The 11,875-nt window shown below is 46.4% G+C and carries 13 protein-coding genes; 11 read left to right on the forward strand and 2 right to left on the reverse strand.

The window, feature by feature from the left end; genetic code table 11:
* The first annotated feature begins 159 nt into the window (after nt 1–159).
* The 11 genes from CAP50_RS04260 (at nt 160) to modB (ending at nt 9,602) form a co-directional block, all read left to right on the forward strand.
* Nucleotides 160–960, forward strand: a complete 801-nt coding sequence (locus CAP50_RS04260; protein ID WP_100749137.1) for a M23 family metallopeptidase — start codon at nt 160–162, stop codon at nt 958–960.
* Nucleotides 961–1,188: 228 nt separating this feature from the next.
* Nucleotides 1,189–2,493, forward strand: coding sequence for a lytic murein transglycosylase (locus CAP50_RS04265; RefSeq protein WP_100749138.1), 1,305 nt, complete (start codon nt 1,189–1,191; stop codon nt 2,491–2,493).
* Nucleotides 2,494–2,735: 242 nt separating this feature from the next.
* Nucleotides 2,736–4,040 (forward strand): molybdopterin molybdotransferase MoeA, encoded by a 1,305-nt coding sequence (locus CAP50_RS04270; RefSeq protein ID WP_100749139.1) that lies wholly within the window; start codon nt 2,736–2,738, stop codon nt 4,038–4,040.
* 29 nt (nt 4,041–4,069) lie between these two features.
* Nucleotides 4,070–5,179 (forward strand): GTP 3',8-cyclase MoaA, encoded by a 1,110-nt coding sequence (gene moaA, locus CAP50_RS04275; RefSeq protein ID WP_100749140.1) that lies wholly within the window; start codon nt 4,070–4,072, stop codon nt 5,177–5,179.
* A 66-nt stretch (nt 5,180–5,245) separates the two neighbouring features.
* Nucleotides 5,246–5,776, forward strand: a complete 531-nt coding sequence (gene moaB / locus CAP50_RS04280; RefSeq protein WP_100749141.1) for a molybdenum cofactor biosynthesis protein B — start codon at nt 5,246–5,248, stop codon at nt 5,774–5,776.
* Between the two features lie 24 nt (nt 5,777–5,800).
* The gene (gene mobA, locus CAP50_RS04285) at nt 5,801–6,613 is read left to right on the forward strand and encodes a molybdenum cofactor guanylyltransferase (protein WP_100749142.1); all 813 of its coding nucleotides are present in this window, start codon (nt 5,801–5,803) and stop codon (nt 6,611–6,613) included.
* A 17-nt stretch (nt 6,614–6,630) separates the two neighbouring features.
* Nucleotides 6,631–7,146 carry a cyclic pyranopterin monophosphate synthase MoaC gene (gene moaC / locus CAP50_RS04290; RefSeq protein ID WP_100749143.1) on the forward strand — a complete coding sequence of 172 codons (516 nt, stop codon included), beginning with the start codon at nt 6,631–6,633 and terminating at the stop codon, nt 7,144–7,146.
* Between the two features lie 71 nt (nt 7,147–7,217).
* Nucleotides 7,218–7,496, forward strand: coding sequence for a MoaD/ThiS family protein (locus CAP50_RS04295; RefSeq protein WP_172953058.1), 279 nt, complete (start codon nt 7,218–7,220; stop codon nt 7,494–7,496).
* A 74-nt stretch (nt 7,497–7,570) separates the two neighbouring features.
* A complete protein-coding gene (locus CAP50_RS04300; protein ID WP_424108347.1) occupies nt 7,571–8,035 on the forward strand; it encodes a molybdenum cofactor biosynthesis protein MoaE in 465 nt (154 codons plus the stop codon).
* Nucleotides 8,028–8,843, forward strand: a complete 816-nt coding sequence (modA, locus tag CAP50_RS04305; protein WP_100749145.1) for a molybdate ABC transporter substrate-binding protein — start codon at nt 8,028–8,030, stop codon at nt 8,841–8,843. Before CAP50_RS04300 ends, modA begins: the two co-directional genes overlap by 8 nt.
* 57 nt (nt 8,844–8,900) lie before the next feature.
* Entirely contained in the window at nt 8,901–9,602 is a 702-nt protein-coding gene (gene modB, locus CAP50_RS04310; RefSeq protein ID WP_100749355.1) for a molybdate ABC transporter permease subunit, read from the forward strand.
* Nucleotides 9,603–9,654: 52 nt separating this feature from the next.
* Here the strand turns inward: modB and CAP50_RS04315 are convergent, their stop codons facing one another.
* The gene (locus CAP50_RS04315; RefSeq protein ID WP_100749146.1) at nt 9,655–10,644 is read right to left on the reverse strand and encodes a D-cysteine desulfhydrase family protein; all 990 of its coding nucleotides are present in this window, start codon (nt 10,642–10,644) and stop codon (nt 9,655–9,657) included.
* 861 nt (nt 10,645–11,505) lie between these two features.
* Nucleotides 11,506–11,766, reverse strand: a complete 261-nt coding sequence (locus CAP50_RS04320; RefSeq protein WP_100749147.1) for a hypothetical protein — start codon at nt 11,764–11,766, stop codon at nt 11,506–11,508.
* Nucleotides 11,767–11,875 lie beyond the last annotated feature (109 nt).

Consider the following 11,875-nt stretch of genomic DNA (forward strand, 5'->3'; position numbering starts at 1 on the left):
AATTGAGGCGATAAAGGCAAGAGTAATAGCACAAATCATAGACAGCTGAGGTCTGTGACTATAGGATAGATGACCCAAAAAGCATAATACGTATGAGTGGCACACAAACCACTCAATAAGACAAAAACTGATGAGTGAGAGAAAGAATAGGAACCTTGTATGAAAAAGCTTAACACAGGATCGCACCTTGCAACGTCGGTGTTGATTGGTAGCATGGCCGCCGCTGCGCTAACGATGGTAGGCTGTGCCACCAAACCTACTTATCAGACAGCAAACCAAGCTGCGCCCAAGATCATCACCAATGCACAAGGGGTTCCTAACTACCATCTGGTCCAGCGCGGTGATACCGTCAGCCAAATCGCCGCCCGTTATCGCCTAAATTATCGTCAAATTGGCGCGATCAATGGCTTAGATAGCAAATATACCATCTATAGTGGCCAATGGTTAAAGCTCTGGCAAGGACAGCCAAATGCTGCCAATAACAATCGCTATAACGCGCCTGCTCAGACACGGCCACAGCCTACTTACAACCCGCCTGTCACCAGCACACCTACTAACACTAGCCCTGTCTATGAAGTCACGGCAAACGCCACGTCAGGCTATGAGTACCCGAGCCGCAACCAAGTGACACGTAACTTTGATGCGGCGGCTGGCACGATGGGCATGTGGTTTGCTGGCAATATCGGCGACCCTGTACTGGCAAGCCAATCAGGGACAGTGCTATATGCAGGTAACGGTTTGCCTGAATATGGCAATCTGATCATGATTCGTCATAGTGACAACTATATCACCGCCTACGCTCACAATAGCCAGCTTTTGGTTAAAGAAGGGGACGCGGTGCAGCGTGGCCAACGTATTGCCAATATGGGTAGTAGTGGCCAAACCAATCAAGTGGGTCTAGAGTTTCAAGTACGCTTAAATGGCAACCCTATTGATCCACGGGCAGTATTGGGACGCTAGTCTTTGTTAGTGCCATGATTGATTGTGCAACACGTCCTAGCCGTCTTAGCATTGCTGCTCTACCGCTGCTGGTTTTTATTTGCTAAGTTATCCCAAGCCCTAAAAAGATGATAAGCGACAGATGAGCGATATACTGATGAGCGACATATAGTTACTCTATGCTTATTACTCTGATTTTTGGCAATGGTATGGCTTACCGATAGTACTTATTCACACCTGAGACTTCTTATGATTTTAAAAAAACACTATATTGCTCTTTTCCCAGCGCTAGTCATGGTGGGCTGTACCAGCCAGCAAGCGATGCAAAAACCTAGCAAACCTGTGCGTCAGGCTAACGTGCAGATTACTCAGACTCAGACCATTCAGGTCAAGCCGACCCCCAAACCTGCTGTCAAACCCCAGCCAGTCGCAAAACCAAGCTATGGCAGTTTTTCTGACTGGAAGTCGGATTTTTCTATGCGCGCCATGGCGTCAGGTCATGATGCACAGACCATCCGCCGCTTGCTAGATTTGGCGTATCTCAATCAGCAAGTCATCTCTTTAGACTCAGGGCAGCCTGAGTTTTCTAAAATGCCGTGGGAGTATGTGGATTCGGCGGTATCAGACGGCAGAGTCAGCATAGGTAAGCGTAAGTTTGCAGAGCAGCGGGCGTTTTTGTCCCAGTTACAGTCGCAGTATGGCGTCAATGCCGAAATCATCGCGGCAATATGGGGGATGGAGTCTTCGTATGGCGCGGTGACGGGCAACAGTAGCATTCCAAGCTCGCTTGCCAGCCTTGCCTATGACGGTCGTCGCCAAGAGTTTGCCGAAACTCAGTTGTTGTCGCTTGCCTCGTTGTTGCAGCGCGGCGATGTGTCATGGTCACAGCTGGATGGCTCTTGGGCGGGCGGCATGGGGCAAACCCAATTCATCCCTGATACTTGGCTCAAACAAGGGGTAGATGGCGATGGTGATGGTCACCGCAACCCTTGGGCAACGGGGGATGCATTGGCGTCTACTGCCAATTATCTGAGTAACTCAGGCTGGGTACGTGGCTTAGCGCCTTTTTATGAAGTGAGGATTCCTGCATCTTTTGATTATTCCGTTGTTGGCAGCAAACAGTCGGCGGCCAGATGGGCGGCACTTGGTATCGATACCATCGATGATGTGTCTTTGGATGCCAATACCCAGATGGAGTTGTGGCTACCGGCTGGCAAAGACGGCCCTGCACTGCTGCTCAGTCCCAATTTTGATGTGATCAAAGTCTATAACAACTCATCAAGCTATGCACTAGGGGTCAGCTTGTTGGGCAAAGCGCTGGCAGGGCAAGGCGGTCTATATAAGTCATGGCCGCGTTATGAGCGCCCATTATCGACTGTGCAAGTACGCAATCTCCAGCAGCGCCTGACCAGCATGGGTTATGATACCAAAGGTGCTGACGGTATCGTAGGCACCAATACGCGTAGGGCGTTTCAGCGTTGGCAAGCAGATAATGGCCAGACGCCAGATGGCTTTATTACTCAGCGTAGTGCTGCAAGCCTAGCCTCATGGTGAGCTAGGCTGTTAAACTGGCTGTGTCATCTGGTTGGCTATTAATGTTAAGCTGTTAAAGAAGGCATTTTGCTCACTAGGCTTTATAGTAAGCCTTTAACAACTACAACAAAAAGCACCTTATTAGGTGCTTTTTTTGCGCTAATCTAGGATTGCTATATCAGCTATAGTCAATCCGATACGCGAGAAAAATAGCTGCTCATTGAGCGATTTAATAGCCGTCAAAAAAAGAAGAGTACTCTTTTATGATTACCATGGAAGCCTTGCAATTAGCGATAAAAGCGCGCGTAGAAGATTACAATAATAACGATTTTTCTCTAAGGCAAAGAGCTGTTAGGAAGTGCGCTTTGCAAGACAGCGGCAATCAGATACTGGCGCAAGATATTGCCTCGCCTTTTGATATACCCAGACAAAACCTATCGGCGATGGATGGCTATGCTATCGCGCAAGGCAGCGAACTATCGGCAGATAGCACTATCGAGATCATCGGCGAGTCACAAGCGGGCAGCGCTTATACAGATCGGCTTGTAGCAGGGCAGGGCGTACGGATTTTTACAGGGGCAGTGGTGCCTGATAGCTGCGATACCGTCATCATGCAAGAAAATACCAACTTTGCAAAAATAAAAGACACAATCGACAAATCAAGGCCTTATCAGGTAACACTGACCCAAGCGGCCAAAGTGGATAGCAATATTCGCCGGCAAGGCGAAGAGATAGAGGCAGGTGAAGCGGTATTGACAGTCGGTAAGCGCATAAACCCTGCTGATATTAGCCTACTTGCAAGCTTAGGTATCAGCCAAGTCAGCGTCTTTGCGCCGCTTATCGTCGGGCTACTGGCAACAGGCGATGAGCTGGTGGCTGTCGGTGATGCGCTGACAAGTCTGGCACAAATATACAATTCCAACACCCCAACGCTAAAGACTTTGCTGGCTGGTTTGCCGATTACCATTCGCGACTACGGCATTATCCCTGATGATTTGGATAAGACCACGGCTGCTATTAATGAAGCCGTGCAAGACTGTGATGTGCTAATCTCGACCGCTGGCGTGTCGGTGGGTGATTATGATTTTTTGACTACCGTCATCGAGCAGCTCGGGCAAATTAACCATTACAAAGTGGCGATGAAGCCTGGTAAGCCTTTTGTGTTTGGGGAGCTTGCTAAAGATTTGGATAAGCCAGTACTGTACTTTGGCTTACCTGGTAACCCCTTGTCGACAGTCGTTGGTACGCTACAGTTTGTGCTACCGGCACTATGGCAACTATCAGGCGCGCGCGTAACTGAGCAGCCGATGCAAATACATATCAAGGCGAAACTAACAAACGACATCAAAAAATCAGTCGGTCGCAAAGATTTTCAGCGCGGCGTATTGAGGCAAAACGCTGCAGGCGAGTATGAAGTGGAGTGTTTTGCCAGGCAGCAGTCACATAGAATCAAACAGCTTAGCCTTGCCAACTGTTTTGTCGTGTTGGACAAAGACAGCGGTGATGTCGCAGCAGGTAGTGAAGTGATTGTGCAACCTTTTCCTTGGCTCCATCAGACGAATAGATGAGACGTATAAATCGCAATTGGCAGTAAATTATGAATGATGACAAGCTTAGCATCGGCAGTGCTCAACTGTATTCGCCAGCCGCGCCTGCGATATCTGATGGTACTCACGCCTTGCCTACCGCTGCGTCTACGGACGTTGATGCTAGCCATTTAACTAAGAGCCATCAGCTTTTAACGGACAGCTTTGCGCGTCGTTTGACTTATTTGCGCCTCTCTATCACCGACTTCTGCAACTTTCGCTGTGAGTATTGTTTGCCCAATGGCTATCAAGGCAAGCGTCCTGATGATGAATTAAGCGTGCCTGAGATTGCCACGCTCATTCGCGGTTTTGCCGAAGTTGGCACTAAAAAGGTGAGAATCACCGGCGGTGAGCCATCCATTCGCCGCGATGTTGTCGAGATTATTCAAACCATTAAACAAACCGAAGGCATAGAAACCGTCGCTATGACCAGTAACGGTTATAAGCTGGGTAAACATCTGGCCAATTGGCAAGCGGCTGGATTAAATAAGTTGAATATCAGCATGGACAGCTTTGATGCAGACACCTTTCATAAGATGACAGGCTTTAATACGTTACCGCAGTTGCTGTCAGATATGGATACGTTATTAAATACCACAGAGATTAAGCTGAAGATAAATAGTATTTTGATGGCAGAGACCGCGTTTGAAAACTTGATGGACGCCATCGACTATGTCAAAGACCGACCCGTTACTTATCGCTTTATTGAATTTATGCAAACCAGTGATAACAGCGATCTGTTTTTTGCTCAGCATGCGCAGTCCGATGTCATCATCGATTATTTGACTGAGCATGGTTGGCAGCCACACGTGCGCGGTAGTAGTGATGGTCCAGCGGTAGAGTATAGTCATCCAGACTATGTTGGGCGCATCGGTATGATTGCCCCTTATGCCGCGCATTTTTGTGATACGTGTAACCGTCTCAGAGTCAGCAGCCAAGGTAAGGTGCATCTGTGTCTGTTTGATCAAGGCAACTACGATATTCGTCAGCATCTGCAAACAGGGGATGTGCAAGGTTTGGTTGAAACTTTACACAGCTTTATGCCGATTAAACCTGAGCACCATCATTTGCATGAGTCCAATAGCGGCATTATGCATAATTTATCGATTATCGGTGGTTAGCATTATTGCACTCTAATCATCAAAGCTATATTTGAATCATAAAAACTGTACTTTTGAGGAATCCCTATGAGCAAACCTGCTGCCAAGTTTACCCCACTTAATATTGCCGTATTGACCGTTTCTGACAGTCGGACGCTGGCAGAAGATACGTCAGGCCAGTACCTAGCAGATAGCTTAACCGACGCAGGCCATCATCTAGCAGATCGCAAGCTCATTAGCGATGATATTTATCAGATACGAGCAGTGATTAGCGGCTGGATTGCCGATCCAAACGTGCATGCGGTGATTACCACGGGCGGTACAGGGTTTTTTATCAGAGATAGCATGCCAGAGGCGGTGAGAGTCTTATTTGATAAATCGATCGATGGTTTTGGTGAGATGTTTCGTCTGATTTCAAAAGATGAGATTGGCATGTCAACGATGCAGTCGCGCGCCGTTGCAGGCATGGCAAATCATACCGGTATTTTTTGTTTGCCAGGCTCCTCGGGCGCTTGCCGTACAGGGTGGGAGAATATCTTAAAAGAGCAGTTTGATAGCCGTACGCGGCCGTGCAACTTTGTACCACACTTTATGGCACAAAACCCAAGCCATGACTGAGGTGATGATAAGTAAAGTGCGTCTATGATAAATGGTTTGAAACCCTTAGACAGCTTAGCTGGTATTGTTATTTTAGCGGGCGGTGCTTCCAAACGAATGGGCACAGCCAAAGCGGCGCTTATGTTACCAACAGGGGAGTGCCTGCTGGATTATCATGTCCGGCATGCGCTGGATTTGGCTCAAGCTCATACTGGTAATAACAAAGACATACCTATTATGGTTGCTGATAATGGGCGTGGCTTTCATGTTGGTTCAGAGCTGATGGATAGCGAATCACAAGCGCCTGTTATGCATATTGCTGATTATGGCGCTAATATGATTAATGACCAGAATGCTGATAGACAAAATAGCGCTGGCCAAAATAGTAACGGTCAGATTAGCAACAGCCAAATTCACACGGGCGGTGCATTGGTCGCTATCGAGTCGGCTCTGCAAACTGTGATAAAGACTCAGCCATCAGATGCTTTAACGGAAAACCAGTCATCATGGCTGTTGGTGATTAGCTGTGATAGTCTGATACCTGCTACAGAGTTATGGCAAAAGTTGCAGTCTGTAGCGACTCAAATAAACAAAAATCAAGAAGCTGATAAGAAGGTGATTTGCTTAACTGATGACAGTCATTTATATCCGCTGTTAGGGCTTTATCCATTAAGTCTTGAGCCTGATTTAAAGGCCTATATCGATAATGGCGCGCGGCGAGTTATGCCTTTTATCAAACCTTATTTACAAGCGGTATCCTTTCCAAACAGTTGGCAGTATTTGACCAACTTTAATACGCCTACAGACTTTGAGCGCGCCTGCCACTCGCTAAGCACTCTATCAATGTCAGACTATTAATATCAGAGAAATTCTCAATGAATAACAACGTCCAAATAGACAATCGAGCTACTCAATGCGGCTTATCACACCTAGATAGCAACGGTGATATCACTATGGTCGATGTCAGTGGCAAGCGGGCTACCACGCGAGAGGCTCATGCGACCGGACAAGTGCGATTTCCCAGCGAGGTTTATCAGCAGATCAAAGCCGCTGATGGCATGACCAAAAAGGGCAGTATCACCCAGACCGCGCATATCGCCGGTATTATGGCTGCAAAGCGCACGCATGACTTGATACCGCTATGTCACCCCTTGCCACTCGATAAGATAGGTTTGAGCTTTGACTATGATGACAATCTTGACAGCATAACTGTCAGCGCTACGGTCAAAGTCACGCACAAGACGGGCGTTGAGATGGAGGCCTTGACGGCTGTAAGCGTGGCATGCCTGACCATTTATGACATGACCAAAGCCATATCGCACGATATCGCCATTGATAACGTGCGCCTAATCACCAAAACGGGTGGCAAATCAGAGTATTGTCATGCTTAGGATAATACAGTTTCGTTTTAATGATTAGCAGTGAAATGAAGCTGAATAGCTTGCACAGAACGGAGAATATAATGAGCGCTATTAAAGCAACCAACGATGCCGCGGCGATGAGCGTACAAGTTCTTTACTTTGCTAGCCTAGCTGACGCTGCCAATTGTCAACAAGAAACCATCAAGGTCGAGCCGTCAACTTCACTAAGCGAGCTCTATGAGCACTTGAGTCAAAAGCATGGCTTTAGTCATTCGCAACAAGAGCTGCGGGTGGCGGTGAATGATTATTTCGCTAAATGGACCGATCCGATTAATGATGGTGATAGCGTGGTATTTATCACCCCAGTCGCAGGCGGCTAGGCAAGGGGGTAGAGATAGTAAGTAGAAACCATGAGTAGAGATAACATATGATAGACAACGTCCACAGCCATTCTATGACCATCAAACGCAGCGTTGATGAGGTCTATGCCATTGCACAGCGTGATGGCTTTGCATTGTTAGATATCGCCATAGACGAGGATAGATTGAAACGCACGTTGGACAATGACGGCTGCGGCGCGTTTGTCTGCTTTGAGGGCCGTGTGCGCAATCATAACAACGCCACCAGCGTTGAGCGCTTGAGTTACTACGGCTATGAGGATTTGGCGCTAAACCAAGGCCGCGCTATCATTGAGGCGGCCAAACAGCGTTTTGAGATTACCCATGCTATTGCCATCCACCGTATCGGCGCATTAGAGATTGGCGATGTGGCGGTATGGGTAGGGGTGGTCTCTGCCCATCGTTATCCCGCGTTTGATGCCTGCCGCTGGATACTCGATGCCATTAAGGCTGATATTCCTGTGTGGAAGCAAGAGTATTACGAGGATGCGCCCTCTAAATGGCTGAGCAACAATGGTTAAAGTAGCCGTTTTATGTGGTGCGCTATTGGCCTTAAGTGCTTGTACGTCAAAGAGTGCTACAGATACCTCTACTGATAATGAATCTAAGCAATTGCAGACGCTACGTATCGCCGCCGCCGCCAATTTATCGGATGTATTGCCTGAGGTTATTGATGGCTATCAAATCGCTAATCAGCTGTCCAAGGATAATATAGAAGTCACGTATGCCTCATCTGGCAAGTTGTATGCGCAAATAATAGCAGGCGCGCCTTATGATATGTTTTTATCAGCCAATCAAGAGTTCCCTGCTAAGCTTGCTGATAAGATCCCCAAAGATAGCACGACGCATCAACCTTTTACCTATACGCAAGGTCAGCTGGCGCTATATAGCGTCAACAAACCTTTGGATGGATTCAGTCCAAAAGCGCTGAGTGATATGTTGCTAAGCGACAGCAGTAGCAAGATCGCTATCGCCAGTCCTGAGCTTGCGCCTTATGGCGCGTCGGCACAGTCTTACTTGCAGGCGCAAAAGTTATATGACCCTTTAGTGCAGCAAAAACGCATAATACAAGCAGAAAACATCGGGCAAGCCTTTCAATATGCGTATACAGGCAGTGTCGATTATGGCTTTGTCGCGCAATCACAAATTATCGCTATCAATGCGAAACCTGAGCAATTTATTACCTTAGCGCCTGAGTCTTATCCGGCTATTTTCCAAGATGGTATTATCATTAGTGATAAACCTGCTACCATAGATTTTACGAACTATTTGCGTTCAGCCGAGGGGCAGCGATACTTCTCACAAGCAGGGTATTTAACCGTGCAATAGCAATCTCTTAGATACAATAAACCTTTGTGAATACAATGAGCCATGAGAAATGACATCATGATAGATTCATCGCTAATGTCAGACATGCTCGCGCCTTTCTTAGTCAGTCTTAAGCTCGCCACCGCCAGCACTTTGTGTTTACTGTTTTTTGCCACTCCTGTGGCTTATTGGCTAGCCAAGCCCAGTCGTGGACGTATCATTGCACGGGTAAAGGTAGTGCTGATGGGCATTATCGCTATGCCGCTGGTCTTACCGCCCACTGTGATTGGGTTTTACTTACTGCTTTTGCTAAGCCCTAGCGCTGGTATCGGTCACTATCTTCATGAGCACAATATCAGCCCGCTTATTTTTACCTTTGAGGGCTTGGTTATTGGCTCTATTATTTATTCCTTGCCGTTTTATATTCAGCCGGTTTATGCGCAGTTTTTGCGTATTCCAAAGAGCGTGATGGAGATGGCACAATTACTCGAGCCAAGCCGCCTAAGGCGTTTGATGACAGTTGCGCTCCCACAAGCCAAGGTTGGTATTATTTTGGGTAGTTTAATCAGCTTTGCTCATACCATTGGCGAGTTTGGCGTGGTGCTCATGATAGGCGGCAGTATCTCTGGTGAGACCAAAGTTGTGTCTATCGCCATATATGAGCAAGTCGAAGCGCTCAATTATGACGCCGCGCATATGATGTCAGGCGTTTTGATTATGATAGGTATGATCATGGTGGCGCTTATTGCGAGTGTGAATAAACTTAATGAGCCGCGGTAGGGTGGGCTTGGCTAATTGGCTATTAAGCGGCTCTGTTTTTTATCGCTTACTTTTATATCCTCAAGTCATTGGCATAAGCAAATAAGGCAGGAGCGCCGCCAGTATGCCAAAACAATACCCGATCGGTGTGTTTGATTTTGCCTGTACGAATCATATCGATAAGCCCACCCATCGCACGGCCTGTATAGACAGGATCTAATAATATTCCCTCGGTCTGTGCTGTCAAAGCGATGGCTTCGTTTTCTAATGCGCCAACCACGCCATAGCCGTCGCCGACATAATCATCGTTTAGGCATAAATCAGCTGCTGTAAACTGATGGTCTGCGCCGATAAGCTCTGCTGTACGGTTGGCAAGCGCAAGCGTGTATTCATCAAAGGGGATTTGGTCGGTTTCGCCCTTGTCGATATTGATACCCATAATCTGCGAGGGTGAATCAAATAGCCTATTGCCCAGCATCAGTCCTGCTTGGGTACCGCCCGAGCTAGAGGCAAAAACAATATGGGTAAAGGTCTCATGGATTTCACTACGCTGCGCCTCAAGCTCCTTAAATGCTTCTACAAAAGCAAGCGCGCCCAGCTCACTTGAGCCGCCATATGGCACCACATAGACGTTTTTGCCAGCATTGGTCAACTGCTCTACGAGCTGAGGGATATCCTCGCCTTTGCGATGAGCACCTGCCCAGTGAATATGACAACTAAAAATCTGATCGAGTAGTAGGTTGCCGTTAGCTGCCGCAGGTGCCTGTCCGCCTAATACCAAATGACACTCAAGCCCTAAGCTTGCAGCAGCGGCGGCCGTCTGCCGGCAGTGATTGGACTGCGCAGCTCCCGCAGTAATGATGGTATCGGCACCTTTGGCAAGAGCGTCACCAATGATAAACTCTAGCTTGCGAGTTTTATTACCGCCTAATGCCAGCCCCGTCTGATCATCGCGCTTCATAAAAACCATGGGGCCACCGAGCGCATGACTCAGTCGAGTCAGCTCAATCAATGGCGTTGGAAAAAAGCCGAGCGGCTCTCTAGGTATGTGGTGATATTCCATGTGTTTATTCACTTTTTTATTCATCGAGGGTAAAAGGGGTGGTGTCAGATTAAATCTGGGGCAGTGACTGTCGCTATACAGGGATTTAACTATATTAATAGCATATAAGCCACGATGATAAAAGCAGCTGGTTTTAATATTTTAGCTCGTGACTTGATATTAGTTATAGTGCTAGTAGGCAATGCTTGGCGTTTTATGGTTTGAGTTGTTATATAGTCGATCCGCTATAAAATAAGTACAGTGCTACTGGTATAAATTTTCTTTGCTTGCTGTGTGACTTCGTCACTCCAGAGGCGGCATAAAATTCATCCCAGTAGCACGCCATAAAATCTGTACTCTTTTTATTTAGCACTTACTATATGTTAATCGCGATAAGCTGACTGGTTTTTATGGTTAGACTTAAAGTTGTCGAGAGTTTGACGAGGCGGACTTACAGACACAAAAAAACCTCAAGTAAACTAATACTTGAGGCGAAACTTGCTTAAACTTGAAAGTCTAAATTCGTTTTAAATATGGCGCAGCGGACGGGACTCGAACCCGCGACCCCCGGCGTGACAGGCTAGAACCACTAAACTTTATAAATAGTTATTAAGTTATATTAACCTATAAAAACATACATATCAATAGCTTAGGTCAATAAACAGCTATGACGTTTGGCGCAATTTAAGACATTTTACGTGAACTATATTCCATATTTTGGTCACTAAAAATGTTTAATTATTGCACATTAGCATTCGAAAAAAGCATAGTAATTATACATGTTTTTTTGCGTTTATTATTTAGATTAACGTTTTTAGATTATTATCTATTAGATATATCTGGAAAATTAGCTTCTAAAGTTTAAGGAATGGTCTATCCAGTTCAACCACCAAGCCACCCTTTATCCAAACCATAATCTATCCATTTTACCTTTATCTGATCGGTAATATTCGCGTTAGGATAAGTAAATACAGTACCGCCAAGATAAAGCTCAACTCCGATTTTATACGGTTTTTCTTCAAAGGTCAGAATCTCTGTGTCCGCATCCCAAGAAAAAGAAGTGTCCTCTATTGCCAGTAAATAAGTGTTGTCTTTAGTCGTTACCTCTTCAGTGTTCCTAGCTAAAACAAGATAGTTATCCACACTTAATACCTGCCTATCTACTAGCTAACTCTCATCTTTATACTTTCTTTATATCCTGCCTATTTATCTTAATAACACTTTTATACTTCTCTCAGCATAATAATGACAT

Origin of the sequence: Psychrobacter sp. L7, from assembly GCF_002810365.1 — a bacterium.
GTDB lineage: Bacteria > Pseudomonadota > Gammaproteobacteria > Pseudomonadales > Moraxellaceae > Psychrobacter > Psychrobacter celer.